Annotated in this window: 18 protein-coding genes and 1 tRNA gene; 16 read left to right on the top strand and 3 right to left on the bottom strand. The window is 60.8% G+C overall.

What is annotated here, in order from left to right; all coding sequences use genetic code 11:
- Positions 1 to 101: 101 nt before the first annotated feature.
- On the bottom strand, positions 102 to 749 hold the full coding sequence (locus tag WF331_RS04665; RefSeq protein WP_016501411.1) for a trypsin-like peptidase domain-containing protein: 648 nt from the start codon (positions 747 to 749) through the stop codon (positions 102 to 104).
- A 327-nt stretch (positions 750 to 1,076) separates the two neighbouring features.
- Between WF331_RS04665 and WF331_RS04660 the strand changes: the two genes are divergently transcribed.
- The 3 genes from WF331_RS04660 (at position 1,077) to WF331_RS04650 (ending at position 3,893) form a co-directional block, all read left to right on the top strand.
- A complete protein-coding gene (locus tag WF331_RS04660) occupies positions 1,077 to 1,499 on the top strand; it encodes a bleomycin resistance protein (protein ID WP_016501410.1) in 423 nt (140 codons plus the stop codon).
- A 401-nt stretch (positions 1,500 to 1,900) separates the two neighbouring features.
- Positions 1,901 to 3,316, top strand: a complete 1,416-nt coding sequence (locus tag WF331_RS04655) for an NAD(P)/FAD-dependent oxidoreductase (protein WP_016501409.1) — start codon at positions 1,901 to 1,903, stop codon at positions 3,314 to 3,316.
- 79 nt (positions 3,317 to 3,395) lie between these two features.
- Positions 3,396 to 3,893, top strand: coding sequence for a RidA family protein (locus tag WF331_RS04650; RefSeq protein ID WP_284364787.1), 498 nt, complete (start codon positions 3,396 to 3,398; stop codon positions 3,891 to 3,893).
- A gap of 74 nt (positions 3,894 to 3,967) precedes the next feature.
- On the opposite strand, the gene WF331_RS04645 is transcribed toward WF331_RS04650, so the two are convergent.
- Positions 3,968 to 4,052: transfer RNA gene (locus WF331_RS04645), tRNA-Leu, on the bottom strand.
- Positions 4,053 to 4,159: 107 nt separating this feature from the next.
- Between WF331_RS04645 and queA the strand changes: the two genes are divergently transcribed.
- The 6 genes from queA (at position 4,160) to WF331_RS04615 (ending at position 10,227) form a co-directional block, all read left to right on the top strand.
- On the top strand, positions 4,160 to 5,209 hold the full coding sequence (gene queA, locus WF331_RS04640) for a tRNA preQ1(34) S-adenosylmethionine ribosyltransferase-isomerase QueA (protein ID WP_049274126.1): 1,050 nt from the start codon (positions 4,160 to 4,162) through the stop codon (positions 5,207 to 5,209).
- A gap of 14 nt (positions 5,210 to 5,223) precedes the next feature.
- Positions 5,224 to 6,339: a tRNA guanosine(34) transglycosylase Tgt gene (tgt, locus tag WF331_RS04635; RefSeq protein ID WP_016501406.1), complete on the top strand. Its 1,116-nt coding sequence runs from the start codon at positions 5,224 to 5,226 to the stop codon at positions 6,337 to 6,339.
- A 42-nt stretch (positions 6,340 to 6,381) separates the two neighbouring features.
- Positions 6,382 to 6,717, top strand: coding sequence for a preprotein translocase subunit YajC (yajC, locus tag WF331_RS04630; RefSeq protein WP_016484964.1), 336 nt, complete (start codon positions 6,382 to 6,384; stop codon positions 6,715 to 6,717).
- Between the two features lie 63 nt (positions 6,718 to 6,780).
- Positions 6,781 to 8,643 carry a protein translocase subunit SecD gene (secD, locus tag WF331_RS04625; protein ID WP_174371246.1) on the top strand — a complete coding sequence of 621 codons (1,863 nt, stop codon included), beginning with the start codon at positions 6,781 to 6,783 and terminating at the stop codon, positions 8,641 to 8,643.
- 10 nt (positions 8,644 to 8,653) lie between these two features.
- Positions 8,654 to 9,562, top strand: a complete 909-nt coding sequence (gene secF / locus WF331_RS04620; protein ID WP_016501404.1) for a protein translocase subunit SecF — start codon at positions 8,654 to 8,656, stop codon at positions 9,560 to 9,562.
- A 122-nt stretch (positions 9,563 to 9,684) separates the two neighbouring features.
- Entirely contained in the window at positions 9,685 to 10,227 is a 543-nt protein-coding gene (locus tag WF331_RS04615) for a glycine zipper 2TM domain-containing protein (RefSeq protein ID WP_016501403.1), read from the top strand.
- A gap of 169 nt (positions 10,228 to 10,396) precedes the next feature.
- Here the strand turns inward: WF331_RS04615 and suhB are convergent, their stop codons facing one another.
- Entirely contained in the window at positions 10,397 to 11,215 is an 819-nt protein-coding gene (gene suhB / locus WF331_RS04610; protein ID WP_012270588.1) for a type III secretion system regulator SuhB, read from the bottom strand.
- Positions 11,216 to 11,366: 151 nt separating this feature from the next.
- Here suhB and trmJ point away from each other — a divergent pair, with 151 nt between their 5' ends.
- From trmJ to hscB, 7 genes are all read left to right on the top strand, one after another.
- The gene (gene trmJ / locus WF331_RS04605) at positions 11,367 to 12,122 is read left to right on the top strand and encodes a tRNA (cytosine(32)/uridine(32)-2'-O)-methyltransferase TrmJ (protein WP_041167863.1); all 756 of its coding nucleotides are present in this window, start codon (positions 11,367 to 11,369) and stop codon (positions 12,120 to 12,122) included.
- 3 nt (positions 12,123 to 12,125) lie between these two features.
- Positions 12,126 to 12,911: a serine O-acetyltransferase gene (gene cysE, locus WF331_RS04600; RefSeq protein WP_016501401.1), complete on the top strand. Its 786-nt coding sequence runs from the start codon at positions 12,126 to 12,128 to the stop codon at positions 12,909 to 12,911.
- A gap of 179 nt (positions 12,912 to 13,090) precedes the next feature.
- Complete coding sequence (gene iscR / locus WF331_RS04595; RefSeq protein WP_008092572.1) at positions 13,091 to 13,582, top strand: Fe-S cluster assembly transcriptional regulator IscR; 492 nt, start codon at positions 13,091 to 13,093, stop codon at positions 13,580 to 13,582.
- 46 nt (positions 13,583 to 13,628) lie between these two features.
- A complete protein-coding gene (locus WF331_RS04590) occupies positions 13,629 to 14,843 on the top strand; it encodes an IscS subfamily cysteine desulfurase (protein ID WP_340622686.1) in 1,215 nt (404 codons plus the stop codon).
- A gap of 46 nt (positions 14,844 to 14,889) precedes the next feature.
- Positions 14,890 to 15,276: a Fe-S cluster assembly scaffold IscU gene (gene iscU, locus WF331_RS04585; RefSeq protein WP_003248539.1), complete on the top strand. Its 387-nt coding sequence runs from the start codon at positions 14,890 to 14,892 to the stop codon at positions 15,274 to 15,276.
- A gap of 32 nt (positions 15,277 to 15,308) precedes the next feature.
- On the top strand, positions 15,309 to 15,632 hold the full coding sequence (iscA, locus tag WF331_RS04580; protein WP_016501399.1) for an iron-sulfur cluster assembly protein IscA: 324 nt from the start codon (positions 15,309 to 15,311) through the stop codon (positions 15,630 to 15,632).
- An 8-nt stretch (positions 15,633 to 15,640) separates the two neighbouring features.
- On the top strand, positions 15,641 to 16,162 hold the full coding sequence (gene hscB / locus WF331_RS04575) for a co-chaperone HscB (RefSeq protein ID WP_016501398.1): 522 nt from the start codon (positions 15,641 to 15,643) through the stop codon (positions 16,160 to 16,162).
- The last annotated feature ends 33 nt before the right edge of the window (positions 16,163 to 16,195 follow it).

Here is a 16,195-nt window from a genome sequence, read left to right as displayed (position 1 = left end):
AAGCTCAAATCCTGTGCAGGCCCTGTGGGAGCGGGTTTACCCGCGAAGAGGCCATCAGCCTCACATCATAGGCCGCTTTCCATCCAATACCGCGCCCCGATTCACGGCTTGGCTGCCACCGCCACGTAGCCTTTGACCGAAGCCGGTGCCTGGGGCTTGGCCTTGTGCGCCAGCAGGTACTGGTAACGCCGCCATTCCTTGTCGATTTCGCTGAACGACATGAACACGCTGATACGGTCCTTGCCGGCCAGGTCCGGGCGCTTGCCGGCGTCGATCTCGCTGGTGGGAATGATGGCCACGTTGATGCCCACCACCTTGCCATCATCGGCAAACACAGGCCCACCCGACATGCCCTTGGTGATCGGGCCGTCATGCACTGAGTAGAAGACGCTGCCAGGCGTACCTTCAAGCCGTACCAGTGACGGCAGGGCATGGCCCTTGCCCTGCATCGGCATCATGAAACTGTTGAAACCCACCGCCGTCACGGCTTCCCCAGGCACGTACTGGCGCCAGTGCGGCACGCTGCTGGCCTTGTGCTTGAAGAACACTACGTCACCGAGGCCCTCGTGGACCACGTTGCGCAGGAAGGGGGTGTGTTTGGCGGTTACAGCGTAATCCTCGTTCCACTGGATGGCGCTGGCCATCAGCAACATCGGCAGCGGTGCACCGGAAGTGACCACGAAAGCCTGGCTGTAGACGGGGTCTGAAACGTACGACGTTGGCACTCCATTGCACCCACTGAGCAGCATCATTGCCGCCATGCAGGGCGCGATTGTTTTCATGTGTCACACAGGGTGTGGAGAAATGGGAGCGCAACTATGGCTAAGTGCCATTACGCTAGCAATACTTTCGGCATATATCCGACGAATGACAGCTTAAGTGTTAGTCATGACGGCGGCCAATAGAATGCAGGTATGGCTACAGGTCCCAGAGCCATTGGGGCGGCGTCAAAGTGGGGGGGGGCGGGCGGATCTGATGGGTGTGAGCTGCATTGAGCTATCACACTGACAAGCTACCTTTTTCAGGGTGACCTGTTCATAGTTGCCAGTCGATTTACCCTGAAAGGAATCAGAACATTGTTTAAGCTAAATCCCTTGGTGCCCGAGCTGATTGTTTCTGATCTACCACGCAGCCTGGCATTCTACTGCGGCGTACTCGGCTTCAAGATTGAATACGACCGGCCAGAAGAGCATTTTGCCTTCCTGTCTTTTGGTGGCAGCCAGCTGATGCTGGAGCAGGACTGGCAGAGTGAGTCACCCTGGCGGGTCGGCCCGCTGGAGCCGCCGTATGGTCGAGGCATCAACCTGTCGATCGAATGCGCTGATGCACTGTCCTTGGTCGCGTCGCTGGGGGTTGCAGGGCATAGCATCAGAAAGCCGATTGAAGAGTGTTGGTACCGCCAGGGCGGCATGCTGGTCGGCCAGCGCAATTTCCTGGTGCAAGACCCGGACGGCTACCTGCTTCGGTTTGCTGAAGATCTCGGCGTGAGGAGCGCCTGAGCCAAGGGCGGATGCACGAAAAATGGACCCCAGGTTGCGCTCAATGGCGCCACATAACGCTATACACCCACACAGTTACTGAATTCTCAGCGCTTGTTGCCTCCGTGCACTTTCGAAACTAAGCCAGCATCTTCGCTCGAACTAACTTGCCTCTTTCGAGTGTTGAATGTCGCCATATCAACTATTTATGTCCCCTGCGCGATAGTTTCAAAATGGCTGAACTAAGTATTTGCCCACAGCGCTTTTTCCCGAAGCGGGTCATCAACAAAATAGCCGCCCTTCAATTTTAAGCATCAGCCTGACGCGGTGGCCGAAAGTTGACCGCGGCGGCTGGCGGCCAGGTAGGTGGCTCGCCGCCTGAGCTGATGAACCCACACCGATTACCAGGAAAGGAAAGTGTCATGGGAATGACGAGGCGTAAATTTTTGATCGGCGGCGGCGTCGTGGCTATTGCAGGTGGCGCAGGCATTCTGACCCCCTTGCTGACCCGCGAAGGCCGGTTGATCCCCGGCAAGCCGCGGTTTGGTTTTGTAGAAGGCACCGAAGGTGCACTTCCCAAGCAGGCAGACGTGGTAGTTGTTGGCGCTGGTATTCTGGGGCTCATGACCGCGATCAATCTTGTCGAACGTGGCCTCTCGGTAGTCGTCGTTGAAAAAGGGGATATTGCCGGCGAGCAGTCATGCAGGTTCTATGGTCAGGTCATGACCTACAAGATGCCTGACGCGACGTTCCAGTTGCACCATCTTGCGAAACAACGGTGGCGCGAGATGAATGCCAAAGTGGGTGCAGATACCAGCTATCGCACACAGGGCCGGGTCGAAGTTCCTTTCGATGAAGAAGACCTGGAAAGCGTCAGAAAGTGGATTGATGTCAAAAGCCGGGAAGTAGCAGCGGACAACCCCTTCAAGACTCGGATCATTCAGGGGAATGAACTCGAACAGCGGCTGCGCGGTGCATCATCGAGCTGGAAAATTGCAGGTTTCGAGGAAGACTCCGGTAGCCTGGACGCCGAGCGCGCATCGTTTGTCATGGCGGAGTACGCCAAGAAAATGGGTGTGCGCATCTACACCCACTGCGCCGCAAGGGGCCTGGAAACCCAGGCAGGCGTCATTTCGGATGTGGTGACCGAGAAGGGTGCCATCAGCACTTCTCGCGTGGTCGTGGCAGGCGGCGCCTGGTCCAGGCTGTTCATGCAGAACCTGGGCGTCGATGTGCCTACCTTGCCGGCCTACCAGTCCCAGCAAATCATCAGCGCGGCACCCCGTGCACCGGGGGGCAACGTTGCATTGCCGGGGAATATCTACTTCCGCGAGCAGGCCGACGGTACATACGCCACCTCACCGCGCGTCGTCGTTGCCCCGGTGGTCAAAGAATCGTTCATGTATGGCTATAAATACCTGCCATTGCTGGCCATCCCCGACTTCCCGGTGCACATCTCACTCAACAAGCAACTGATCGATTCGTTCACTCAGCCCACCCAGTGGAGGCTGGACGAGGTATCGCCCTTCGAGAAAAACAGGCTGATGACGGCGGCCCCGGATATTCCAGAGCTGGACGCATCTCTGGAAAAGCTCAAGGTCGAGTTCCCTGCCTTCCAGGATGCCAAGTTGATCGATCAGTGGAGCGGTGCCATGGCCATCGCCCCGGATGAGAACCCGATCATTTCGCAGGTCAATGAGTACCCAGGCCTGGTCATCAACACCGCGACCGGCTGGGGTATGACGGAAAGCCCGGTGTCGTCCGAGCTGACGGCAGACCTGCTGCTTGGAAAGGCGCCGGTGCTGGACCCGAAACCCTTCAGTTTGTATCGATTCTAAGTACACATACCGCAATGGAATGACCCGTACACGCATCATCGGTGCGTGTACATTCTTGCGTAACCATCAGGAGAGAAATATGAAATTCGCTTTCAAGACCGTTGCTGCATTGGCGTTGGGATTAGCCGGTGCCGGCAGCGTTCATGCACAAGATATCGTGCGCCATGGCGCAGGTAGTTTCCCTATCTCGTCGGCTGTAGAGATTCCTGCCGGGAAGTCGATCGTCTACCTGAGCGGTTCCGTCCCGTCGGTGATCCATCCCGACGCGCCCAAGGATTCGCTGGAAGCCTACGGTGATACCAAGGCACAAACCATCAATGTGCTTGAAAGCATCCAGCAGCAGCTGAAAGCGTTGGGTCTTGGCCTGACGGACGTGGTGAAGATGCAGGTATTCCTGGTGGGCGGACCGGAGAACGGCGGGAAGATGGATTTCGACGGTTTCATGGCCGGCTACACCCGTTTCTTCGGCCCAGCCGCCAAGCAGCCGGTGCTACCTGCGCGCTCGGCGTTCCAGATTGCAGGCCTGGCGCACCCTGCCTGGCGGGTTGAGATCGAAGTGACAGCGGTCCGCCCCTGATAGGGCCTTTGCCTAGCCCGGCAAAATCGTCGGGCACAAAAAAACCGACCATAAGGTCGGTTTTTTCCGGATTTTGGTGCCCCGAGGGAGACTCGAACTCCCACTCCTTTCGAAAACGGATTTTGAATCCGCCGCGTCTACCAATTCCGCCATCAGGGCGTGTGGCGCGCAGTATAGAGAGGTGCCGCTAGTCGGTCAATCGGCTTTCATGGTCAATTTTCACACATTGGGCTAAACTTCCCGGCCCTGCCGAACCGAACATCATCATGCGCGTCGCCGATTTTTCCTTCGAACTCCCTGATTCCCTGATCGCCCGCCACCCGTTGGCCGAGCGCCATGGCAGCCGTCTGCTGGTGCTCGATGGGCCGACCGGCGCGCTGGCGCACCGGCAATTCCCCGACCTGCTCGAGTACCTGCGCCCCGGCGACCTGATGGTGTTCAACAACACCCGGGTCATCCCGGCGCGGTTGTTTGGCCAGAAAGCCTCCGGGGGCAAGCTGGAAGTGCTGGTCGAGCGCGTGCTCGACAGCCACCGGGTGCTGGCCCATGTGCGTGCCAGCAAGGCGCCGAAAGTGGGCGCGGTGATCCTCATCGATGGCGGTGGCGAGGCCGAAATGGTCGCGCGCCATGACACGCTGTTCGAGCTGCGTTTCACCGAAGAGGTGCTGCCATTGCTCGACCGCGTCGGCCATATGCCGCTGCCGCCCTACATCGACCGCCCCGACGAGGGCGCCGACCGTGAGCGCTACCAGACCGTGTACGCCCAGCGCGCCGGTGCGGTTGCCGCGCCCACTGCGGGCCTGCACTTTGACGAAGCGCTGCTGGAAAAGATTGCTGCCAAAGGTGTGGAGCGGGCTTTCGTTACCCTGCACGTGGGCGCGGGCACGTTCCAGCCGGTGCGGGTCGACAAGATCGAAGACCACCACATGCATAAAGAATGGCTCGAAGTGGGCCAGGATGTGGTCGATGCCATCGAGGCCTGCCGCGCACGTGGCGGCCGGGTGGTCGCGGTCGGCACCACCAGCGTGCGTTCGCTGGAAAGCGCGGCGCGCGATGGCGTGCTCAAGGCCTTCAGCGGCGACACCGACATCTTCATCTACCCGGGCCGGCCGTTCCATGTGGTCGATGCCCTGGTCACCAACTTCCACCTGCCGGAGTCCACGCTGCTGATGCTGGTCTCGGCGTTCGCCGGTTACCCCGAAACCATGGCTGCCTACGCGGCGGCGGTCGAGAACGGGTACCGCTTCTTCAGTTACGGTGATGCCATGTTCATCACCCGCAATCCGGCGCCACGCGGCCCCGAGGATCAAGCATGAGTCGCACCTGTCGAATGTCCTTCGAACTGCTGGCTACCGACGGCAAGGCCCGTCGTGGTCGCATCACCTTCCCACGTGGCACGGTGGAAACCCCTGCGTTCATGCCGGTGGGTACCTATGGCACGGTCAAGGGCATGCTGCCACGCGATATCGAGGCCATTGGCGCCGAGATGATCCTGGGCAACACCTTCCACCTGTGGCTGCGCCCGGGCACCGAGGTGATCAAGAAGCACAACGGCCTGCACGACTTCATGCAGTGGAAAGGCCCGATCCTCACCGACTCCGGTGGCTTCCAGGTGTTCAGCCTGGGCGCCATGCGCAAGATCAAGGAAGAGGGCGTGACCTTCGCCTCGCCAGTCGATGGCTCGAAGGTGTTCATGGGCCCTGAAGAGTCGATGCAGGTGCAACGTGACCTGGGCTCGGACGTGGTGATGATCTTCGACGAGTGCACCCCGTATCCGGCCGAGCACGACGTGGCACGTACTTCCATGGAGCTGTCGCTGCGCTGGGCCCAGCGCTCGAAGAACGCCCACGCCGACAACACGGCGGCGCTGTTCGGCATCGTCCAGGGCGGCATGTACCAGGACCTGCGCATGCGCTCCCTGGAAGGCCTGGAAAACATCGGTTTCGACGGCCTGGCCATCGGTGGCCTGTCGGTGGGCGAACCCAAGCACGAAATGATCAAGGTGCTGGATTACCTGCCGGGCATGATGCCTGCTGACAAACCTCGTTACCTTATGGGGGTAGGCAAACCGGAAGATCTCGTTGAGGGTGTGCGCCGCGGCGTCGACATGTTCGACTGCGTGATGCCTACGCGTAACGCGCGTAACGGCCATCTGTTCGTCGATACAGGGGTGATCAAGATCCGCAATGCGTTCCATCGCCACGATGAATCGCCGCTGGATCCGACCTGTGACTGCTACACCTGCACCAACTTCTCCCGCGCCTATCTCCATCACCTGGACAAGTGCGGCGAAATGTTGAGCAGCATGCTGAATACCATCCACAACTTGCGCCATTACCAGCGCTTGATGGCCGGTTTACGCGAGGCTATTCAACAGGGTAAATTGGCCGCCTTCGTCGACGCCTTCTACGCCAAGCGCGGGCTTCCTGTACCGCCTTTGGACTGACTGTCTGCATCCATTATTAGAAAATTACATTAGGAGTGCCCAATGAGCTTCTTCATCCCCGCCGCATACGCGGACGCTGCAGCACCTGCCGCTGGCCCAGCCGGTACCGGTTTCGAGTGGATTTTCCTGGTTGGTTTCCTGGTCATCTTCTACCTGATGATCTGGCGTCCACAGGCCAAACGTGCCAAAGAGCAGAAGAACCTGCTCGGCAACTTGCAGAAAGGTGACGAAGTTGTCACCAACGGCGGCATCGCCGGCAAGATCGTCAAGGTTTCCGATGATTTCGTGGTGCTGGAAGTTTCCGACACTGTCGAGCTGAAGTTCCAGAAGGGCGCCATCGCGGCAACCCTGCCAAAAGGTACGCTCAAGGCTATCTGAGTTACCGGTTTTATTTTCCAGTCGGGGCGCGCAAAGCGCCCCGCGTCTTGAACGGGCGGCGTGATGCTGAACAAATACCCTCTGTGGAAATATGCACTGATCGTGCTGGTACTGGTGGTCGGTTTCATTTATTCCGCTCCCAACCTCTACCCGGATGATCCGGCGGTACAGATCAGCGGTGCCAGTTCGGCGCTGCAGGTGAACCAGGCCGACCTCGATCGTGTCAGCAAGGCGCTGGTCGATGCCAAGATCGCTGTCAAAGGCGCGAGCCTGGGTGAGAAGGGCAGCGGGCTGATCCGCCTGACCAACCAGGAAGACCAACTGCCAGCCAAGGATGTAGTGCGCAAGGCACTGGGCGATGATTATGTCGTGGCCCTGAACCTGGCACAGACTACCCCGCAATGGCTGCGCAACCTGGGTGCGAGCCCGATGAAGCTGGGCCTGGACCTGTCCGGTGGTGTGCACTTCCTGCTGGAAGTGGACATGGACAAGGCCATGACCGCCCGCATGAAGGTCTACGAAGGCGAGGTCAAGACCTTGCTGCGCAAAGAGCGCGTCCGCTACCGCAGCCTGCCTCAGCAGGATGGCGGCATCATGCTGGGCTTCGCTGACGATGCAACCCGCGAACAGGCACGTGCCCTGATCCGCAAGAATTTCAATGATTTCGACCTGACCACCACCGAGCGCAACGACCTCGCCGTGCTGCGTCTGGCGCTGACTCAGGCAAAAGTTGCCGAGATCCGCGAATACTCGATCAAGCAGAACCTCACCACCGTGCGCAACCGTGTCAACGAGCTGGGCGTGGCCGAGCCGCTGGTACAGCGCCAGGGCGCCAACCGTATCGTGGTCGAGCTGCCGGGCGTGCAGGACACTGCCGAAGCCAAGCGTATCCTCGGTAAAACCGCCAACCTGGAGTTCCGCTTTGGTGCCGAGCCGGGTGCGTCCAAGGCCACTACCGAAGTGTTCGAGTTCCGCGAAGGCGGCCGTTCTGCACCGGTCGAGCGCGGCCTGATCATCACCGGTGACCAGGTTACCGACGCCCAGGCCAGCTTTGACGAGCACGGTCGCCCACAAGTGAACATCCGCCTGGATGGCCACGGTGGCGAGCTGATGAGCCGTGCTACCCGTAGCAACGTCGGCCGCAGCATGGCAGTGATCTTCATCGAGCAGAAGCCGGTCACGCGCTACGTGAAGCAGACCGTCGACGGCGTCGAGAAGGACGTTGCCGTACAAAGCTTCGTGGAAGAAAAGAAGATCATCAGCCTGGCGACCATCCAGTCGCCACTGGGCAGCCAGTTCCGCATCACCGGCCTGAACGGCCAGGGCGAATCGTCCGAACTGGCTCTGCTGCTGCGTGCCGGTGGTCTGGCCGCGCCGATGTACTTCGCTGAAGAACGTACCATTGGCCCAAGCCTGGGTGCCGACAACATCACCAAGGGTATCGATGCGTCGCTGTGGGGCATGCTGTTCGTCTCGCTGTTCATCATCGCCATCTACCGCGGCTTTGGCGTGATCGCCACCATCGCCCTGGCGGGCAATATGGTGCTGTTGCTGGCGCTGATGTCGCTGCTGGGTGCCACCCTGACCCTGCCGGGTATTGCCGGTATCGTGTTGACCATGGGTATGGCGGTGGACGCCAACGTGCTGATCTTCTCGCGTATCCGCGAAGAGCTGAAAGCCGGCATGTCGGTACAGCGCGCCATCCACGAAGGCTTCAACCGCGCCTACACCGCGATCATCGACGCCAACCTGACCAGCCTGCTGGTCGGCGGTATCCTGTTCGCCATGGGGACCGGCCCGGTCAAAGGCTTTGCGGTTACCATGTCCCTCGGGATTTTCACCTCGATGTTCACCGCCGTCATGGTGACCCGCGCAATGGTCAACCTGACCTGCGGCGGGCGTGACATCAAGAAGCTGTGGGTTTGAGGGAGCTGCGATGAAAACCATCAACTTCATGGGCGTGCGCAATGTTGCGTTCGCCATTACCGTGCTCCTCACCGTGCTGGCGCTGTTCAGCTGGTGGCAGAAGGGCCTCAACTTTGGCCTGGACTTCACCGGCGGTACGCTGATCGAGCTCACATACGAGCGCCCGGCCGACCTCAAGGCGGTGCGTGCCGAGCTGGTCGACTCCGGCTTCCACGAGGCCGTGGTGCAGAGCTTCGGCGCTACCACCGACCTGCTGGTGCGTATGCCGGGCGATGACCCGCAGCTGGGTAACAAGGTAGCCGCTGCCCTGCAGAAGGCTGGCGGCGACAACCCGGCCACGCTCAAGCGTGTCGAGTTCGTTGGCCCGCAGGTGGGAGAAGAGCTGCGCGACCAGGGCGGCATGGGCATGCTCATGGCCTTGGGCGGCATCCTTATCTACCTGGCCTTCCGTTTCCAGTGGAAGTTCGCCGTGGGTGCGATCGTTTCGCTGATCCACGACGTGGTGGTCACCCTGGGTATCCTGTCGTTCTTCCAGATTACCTTCGACCTGACGGTGCTGGCGGCGGTGCTGGCGATCATCGGCTACTCGCTGAACGACACCATCGTCGTGTTCGACCGGGTGCGTGAAAACTTCCGCGTCATGCGCAAGGCTTCGCTGATCGAGAACATCAACGTTTCGACCACCCAGACCCTGCTGCGCACCATCGCCACCTCGGTTTCGACCTTGCTGGCCATTGCCGCACTGCTGTTCTTCGGTGGCGACAACCTGTTCGGCTTCTCGCTGGCCCTGTTCATCGGTGTTCTGGCCGGTACCTACTCGTCGATCTACATCGCCAACGTGGTACTGATCTGGCTGAACCTGAACAGCGAAGACCTGATCCCTCCAGTCAAGGCTGAAGGTGTGGACGAGCGCCCATAAGGCCCTGTCCCTACGCCGTACGGCGAGCAAAAAGGCGCGAGTGTTGAACTCGCGCCTTTTTTTTTGCTCCAAGGCTGGGAGAAGCGCGGATTGAGACCCGCTGGTACGATCAGGAGGTTCACGTGAATAAATCAATGCTGGTGGGTGCGGTGCTGGGTGCTGTCGGTGTAACTGCCGGAGGTGCTGTGGCGACCTACAGCTTGGTGAACAAAGGCCCCGAAGTCGCCCAGGTGACGGACGTGCAGCCGATCAAGCAGCAGGTGAAAACCCCGCGTGAAGTATGCAAGGACGTGGCCGTGACGCGTCAGGCGCCGGTCAAGGACCAGCACCAGATTGCCGGTACCGTGGTCGGTGCGCTGGCAGGTGGCTTGCTGGGTAACCAGATTGGTGGTGGTACCGGTAAGAAGATCGCTACCGTGGCCGGTGCGGTCGGTGGTGGTTATGCCGGTAACAAGGTGCAGGAAGGCATGCAGCAGCGTGACACCTACACCACCACGCAAACCCGCTGCAATACGGTCAATGACATCAGCGAGAAGGTGGTGGGTTACAACGTGACCTATTCCATCGGTGATCAGGTAGGCAAGGTGAAGATGGACCGCGAGCCGGGAGCCACCATTCCGCTGGACAAGAATGGCAAGCTGATCCTGAGCGAAGCTGCCCAGTAATCGATGTTGCCTGGTCTGGCCTCTTCGCGGGTGGACCCGCTCCCACACCTGTAATGCGATCCCTGGGGGAGCGGGTTCAGCCGCGAAGAGGCCAACCCAGGCAATACACAGCTGTCAGGTATAAAAAAAGCACCCCGAGGGGTGCTTTTTGCTTTCTGGCAATTCGCGCTTAGCGCTTCATGCTTTCTGGCAGGTGCGGCTGGATAGCGGTCAGCACGGCCTTGAAGCACTTGATGTTGCCTGCAACGATGTGGCCTTTGTCGAGGAAGTCGTGGCCACCGTTGAAGTCGCTCACCAGGCCACCGGCTTCCTGGATCAGCAGCACGCCAGCTGCCATGTCCCATTCGGACAGGCCCGACTCCCAGAAGGCGTCGAAGCGGCCAGCGGCCACGTAGGCGAGGTCCAGGCTGGCGGAGCCGGCGCGGCGGATGCCGGCGGTCTGGCCAGTCAGGGCGCGGAACATGCCCAGGTAGTTGTCCATGTCGGCCATCTGGCCATCACGGAACGGGAAGCCGGTACCCAGCAGGGCGCCTTCCAGGCTGGTGCGCGAGCTGACGCGCAGGCGACGGCCATTGAGCTGGGCGCCACGGCCACGGCTGGCGGTGAATTCTTCCTGGCGTACCGGGTCGAGCACCACGGCGTGTTCAAGGCGACCACGGTATTTGCAGGCGATGCTGACGGCGAAGTGGGGGATACCGCGCAGGAAGTTGGTGGTGCCGTCCAGTGGGTCGATGATCCACAGGTAGTCTTTACCTTCTTCGCCGGTGCCCGCGTGCATGCCCGTCTCTTCACCCTGGATGGAGTGGTTCGGGTAGGCCTTGCGCAGCGCGTCGACGATCTTCTGCTCGGCGGCACGATCAACCTCGGAAACGTAGTCCTTAGCCTCTTTCTCGTCCACCTTGATGCTATCCAGGCGTTCGATGGAGCGGAAAATCAGTTCACTGGCGCTGCGAGCGGCGCGCAGGGCGATATTCAGCATAGGCTGCATGGGCGGGTCACCTGGAGATGTTAAAGAAGAAAGCCGATCATTCTAGCAGAAAAGTTTGTCGGCAGAAGTGTCACATTTGCTTTCATGGCGTTACGTCTGTCGGTTCTGTAAGATCGAAGGCCCTGATTCCTGCATCTGTGAGCACAACACCTTGCTGCAAAATATTCGTGTTGTTCTGGTCAATACCAGCCACCCCGGCAACATCGGCGGCGCTGCGCGTGCCATGAAAAACATGGGCTTGTCGCGCCTGGTGCTGGTGCAGCCGAAAGATTTCCCCGCCCTGGAAGCCAGTGCCCGCGCCTCGGGCGCCGACGATGTGCTGGATAACGCCCAGGTGGTCGACAGCCTTGAGCAGGCGCTGGTCGGCTGTAACCTGGTGATGGGTACCAGCGCCCGCGAGCGCAGCATCCCCTGGCCGTTGATTGGCCCGCGCGAGTGCGGCGCCAAGGCGGTGGAGCACGCCAAGGGGGGCGAAGAGATCGCCCTGGTGTTCGGGCGCGAACACGCCGGCCTCACCAACGAAGAACTGCAGCGATGTCACTTCCACGTGCACATTCCCTCCAACCCCGACTTCAGCTCGCTGAACCTTGCGGCCGCTGTGCAGGTGCTCTCTTACGAGGTGCGCATGGCATCGCTGGCTGCCGGTGAGGCGCCGGGCAAAGTCGAGAAGGTTGACGCCAGCGAGCTGGCGACAATGGACGAAATGGAGCTGTTCTACGACCACCTGGAGAAAACCCTGGTGGGCATCGGCTTCCTCGACCCCGAAAAACCCAAGCACCTGATGCCGCGCCTGCGCCGGCTGTATGGGCGGGTGGCGGTCGAGCGTACGGAAATGAGCATTTTGCGCGGCATCCTCACCGAGACCCAGAAAGTGGTCCGTGGCGAGCCGCATAAACGGAAGGACTGACAGATGTTCGAACGCCTGCGTGAAGATATTCAAAGCGTATTCCACCGTGACCCGGCTGCGCGCAATGCCTTCGAGGTGCTCACCTGCTACCCGGGCATGCATGCCATCTGGCTGCACCGCCTGGGCAATGCCCTGTGGAAGCGTGATTTCAAGTGGCTGGCCCGGCTGGTGTCGAACTTCGGTCGCTGGCTGACCGGTATCGAGATCCATCCCGGTGCCACCATCGGCCGGCGCTTCTTCATTGACCACGGCATGGGCATCGTCATCGGCGAAACCGCCGAGATCGGCGACGACGTCACTCTTTACCAGGGTGTGACCCTGGGCGGCACCAGCTGGAACAAAGGCAAGCGCCACCCCACCCTGGAAAACGGCGTGGTGGTAGGGGCGGGGGCCAAGGTGCTGGGCCCGTTCACCGTCGGCGCCGGGGCCAAGATCGGCTCCAATGCGGTGGTGACCAAGGCTGTACCGGCCGGCGCCACGGCGGTGGGCATCCCGGGGCGGATCATCGTCAAGAGCGAGGACACCGAAGTCGAGGCCAAGCGCAAGGCCATGGCCGAGAAGATCGGTTTCGATGCCTACGGTGTCAGTGGCGACATGCCTGACCCGGTGGCGCGAGCCATCGGCCAGATGCTCGACCACTTGCAGGCCGTCGATGAGCGGTTGGAGGGCATGTGTGGCGCCCTGACCAAGATGGGTAGCGACTACTGCGCCAAGGAACTGCCGGCCCTGCCGGAAGATGATTTCACCGAGGTTGCCCAGGTGGCCCAGCGCGACACTCAGTCGCATTGATTGCGCCGCGCTGAACCCCTGGTGACATACGGGGCGTGTGCTCACGCCCCTCGTCTGCTACAATCGCGCCCGCCTCCCCGACGCAAACCCGACTAAAGCAGTAGGTCTAATAGTTGACTTAAATGCTCGGGAATCGCATACTCGCACACATCCCGAAACTCCCGTGGTACCCAATAGCCATGCGACTGACTACCAAAGGCCGATACGCCGTGACTGCCATGCTTGACCTGGCGTTGCACGCGCAGCATGGGCCGGTGTCTTTGGCCGACATTTCCGAGCGCCAGGGCATTTCCCTCTCTTATCTGGAACAGCTGTTCGCCAAGCTGCGCCGCAGCAGCCTGGTCTCCAGCGTGCGCGGTCCAGGTGGTGGCTACCAGCTGTCGCGGGGCATGGAAACCATCCAGGTGGCCCAGGTCATCGATGCGGTCAACGAATCGGTCGATGCTACCCGTTGCCAGGGCCTCGGGGACTGCCATGCCGGTGATACCTGCCTGACCCACCACCTGTGGTGCGACCTCAGTCAGCAGATCCATGAATTCCTCAGCGGCATCAGCCTGGCCGACCTCGTCATGCGCCGTGAGGTGCAGGAAGTTGCCCAGCGCCAGGACCTGCGTCGTGTCGCAGGCCGAACCGCCCAGCTGGACAAGATTGAGACGTCCGCCGTCGATTGATCCCCCAGGGACGACGAGCGACGCCACCGCCTGATAGGAGAGACAAATGAAGTTGCCGATCTACCTCGATTACTCCGCGACCACCCCGGTCGACCCACGTGTGGCCCAGAAAATGGCCGACTGCCTGCTGGTCGACGGGAACTTCGGTAACCCGGCCTCGCGCTCCCACGTCTTCGGCTGGAAGGCCGAGGAAGCGGTCGAGAACGGCCGTCGCCAGGTTGCCGAACTGATCAACGCCGATCCGCGCGAAATCGTCTGGACCAGCGGTGCCACCGAGTCCGACAACCTCGCACTGAAAGGCGTCGCGCACTTCTATCAGACCAAGGGCAAGCACATCATCACTTCCAAGATCGAGCACAAGGCGGTCCTGGACACCGCTCGCCAGCTCGAGCGTGAAGGTTTCGAAGTGACCTACCTCGAGCCAGGCGCAGACGGCATCGTCACCCCGGCCCAGGTCGAGGCAGCATTGCGCGACGACACCATTCTGGTCTCGCTGATGCACGTGAACAACGAAGTCGGCTCGATCAATGACATCGCCGCCATTGGTGAACTGACCCGTTCGCGCGGCGTACTGTTCCATGTCGACGCCGCCCAGTCGGCCGGCAAGGTCGAGATCGACCTGCAAAAGCTGAAAGTCGACCTGATGTCGTTCTCGGCGCACAAGGTCTACGGCCCGAAAGGCATCGGCGCGCTGTACGTCAGCCGCAAGCCGCGTGTACGCCTTGAAGCCATCATTCACGGCGGTGGCCATGAGCGCGGCATGCGTTCGGGCACCCTGCCGACCCACCAGATTGTCGGCATGGGCGAAGCGTTCGCCATTGCCATGCAGGAAATGGCCGCCGAAAACGTGCGCATCAAGGCCCTGAGCGACCGGTTCTTCAAGCAGGTCTCGGACCTCGAAGAGCTGTACGTCAACGGCAGCAGCACCGCTCGCGTGCCGCACAACCTGAACCTGAGCTTCAACTACGTCGAAGGCGAGTCGCTGCTGATGTCGCTGAAAGACATCGCCGTATCGTCCGGTTCGGCCTGCACCTCCGCTTCGCTCGAGCCGTCGTACGTACTGCGCGCTCTGGGCCGCAACGACGAGCTGGCGCACAGCTCGATCCGCTTCTCCTTCGGCCGCTTCACCACCGAAGAAGAAGTCGACTACGCCGCGCAGAAAGTCTGCGAGGCCGTTAACAAACTGCGTGAGCTGTCGCCGCTGTGGGACATGTACAAAGACGGCGTTGACATCTCCAAGATCGAGTGGGCCGCCCACTAAGCAGTCGCCGGCAAGAGCGGCTCCCTGATGAGGAAGGAATTGCACCATGGCATACAGTGAAAAGGTCATCGACCACTACGAAAACCCACGCAACGTCGGCAAGATGAATGCCGAGGACCCGGATGTCGGTACCGGCATGGTCGGTGCTCCAGCGTGCGGTGACGTGATGCGCCTGCAGATCAAGGTCAACGAGCAGGGCGTCATTGAAGACGCCAAGTTCAAGACCTACGGCTGCGGTTCGGCCATCGCTTCCAGCTCCCTCGCCACCGAGTGGATGAAGGGCAAGACCCTGGACGAAGCCGAAACCATCAAGAACACCCAGCTGGCGGAAGAACTGGCGTTGCCGCCAGTGAAGATCCACTGCTCGGTACTCGCCGAGGATGCCATCAAGGCAGCCGTTCGCGATTACAAGCAGAAAAAAGGCTTGATCTAAGTCGCCTGCAAGGTAAGAGGTAAGGAGTTCTGATGGCTATCAGCATGACAGAAGCCGCCGCCAACCACGTGCGGCGTTCCCTCCAAGGGCGCGGCAAGGGCGAAGGCATTCGCCTGGCCGTGCGCACCACCGGCTGCTCGGGCCTGGCCTACGTGCTGGAGTTCGTCGACGAAGTGGCGGGCGAAGACCAGGTGTTCGAGAACCACGGCGTGAAGGTCATCATCGACCCTAAAAGCCTGGTGTACCTCGACGGCACCGAACTGGACTTCGTCAAGGAAGGGTTGAACGAAGGCTTCAAGTTCAACAACCCCAACGTGCGCGGTGAGTGTGGCTGCGGCGAAAGCTTCAACGTCTGAGGCTGGCTGTGGGTACTCCTTGTCATTACGCTCTGTTTGATCTCCAGCCGTGCTTTCGGCTGGACCTCGACAAGCTGGCCACTCGCTACCGCGAGCTGGCCCGCGAGGTCCATCCTGACCGCTTTGCCGACGCTTCCGAGCGTGAGCAGCGGGTAGCGCTGGAGAAGTCCGCGGCCCTCAACGACGCCTACCAGACCCTGCGCAGTGCGCCGCGCCGTGCCCGCTATCTGCTGGCCATCGGTGGCCACGAAGTGCCCCAGGAGGTCACGGTCCACGACCCCGACTTCCTGCTGCAGCAAATGCAGTGGCGCGAAGAGCTTGAAGAGCTGCAGGACGAAGCCGACCTCGATGGTGTTGCCGTGTTCAAGAAGCGCCTCAAAGGTGCCCAGGACACGCTGAACGAGGATTTCGCCGCCTGCTGGGATGTGCCTGCCGAGCGCGACAAGGCCGAGCGCCTGATGCGCCGCATGCAGTTCCTCGACAAGCTCGCCCAAGAAGTGCGCCAACTGGAAGAGCGCCTCGACGATTAACCCGGCGTTGCCCGTGATGACGCCTAAGGTATT

The sequence above is a fragment of the Pseudomonas sp. YNh genome, assembly GCF_037993085.1.
In the GTDB taxonomy this organism is placed as follows: domain Bacteria; phylum Pseudomonadota; class Gammaproteobacteria; order Pseudomonadales; family Pseudomonadaceae; genus Aquipseudomonas; species Aquipseudomonas putida.
The sequence above is the reverse complement of the archived record's forward strand: the minus strand, read 5'-3'. Positions and strand labels throughout refer to the sequence as shown.

Coding starts and splice junctions, on each gene's coding strand:
- WF331_RS04665 (WP_016501411.1), bottom strand. CDS start 749: ATGCTGCTCAGTGGGTGCAATGGAGTGCCAACGTCGTACGTTTCAGAC.
- WF331_RS04655 (WP_016501409.1), top strand. CDS start 1,901: ATGGGAATGACGAGGCGTAAATTTTTGATCGGCGGCGGCGTCGTGGCT.
- WF331_RS04650 (WP_284364787.1), top strand. CDS start 3,396: ATGAAATTCGCTTTCAAGACCGTTGCTGCATTGGCGTTGGGATTAGCC.
- queA (WP_049274126.1), top strand. CDS start 4,160: ATGCGCGTCGCCGATTTTTCCTTCGAACTCCCTGATTCCCTGATCGCC.
- tgt (WP_016501406.1), top strand. CDS start 5,224: ATGTCCTTCGAACTGCTGGCTACCGACGGCAAGGCCCGTCGTGGTCGC.
- yajC (WP_016484964.1), top strand. CDS start 6,382: ATGAGCTTCTTCATCCCCGCCGCATACGCGGACGCTGCAGCACCTGCC.
- secD (WP_174371246.1), top strand. CDS start 6,781: ATGCTGAACAAATACCCTCTGTGGAAATATGCACTGATCGTGCTGGTA.
- secF (WP_016501404.1), top strand. CDS start 8,654: ATGAAAACCATCAACTTCATGGGCGTGCGCAATGTTGCGTTCGCCATT.
- suhB (WP_012270588.1), bottom strand. CDS start 11,215: ATGCAGCCTATGCTGAATATCGCCCTGCGCGCCGCTCGCAGCGCCAGT.
- cysE (WP_016501401.1), top strand. CDS start 12,126: ATGTTCGAACGCCTGCGTGAAGATATTCAAAGCGTATTCCACCGTGAC.
- iscR (WP_008092572.1), top strand. CDS start 13,091: ATGCGACTGACTACCAAAGGCCGATACGCCGTGACTGCCATGCTTGAC.
- WF331_RS04590 (WP_340622686.1), top strand. CDS start 13,629: ATGAAGTTGCCGATCTACCTCGATTACTCCGCGACCACCCCGGTCGAC.
- iscU (WP_003248539.1), top strand. CDS start 14,890: ATGGCATACAGTGAAAAGGTCATCGACCACTACGAAAACCCACGCAAC.
- iscA (WP_016501399.1), top strand. CDS start 15,309: ATGGCTATCAGCATGACAGAAGCCGCCGCCAACCACGTGCGGCGTTCC.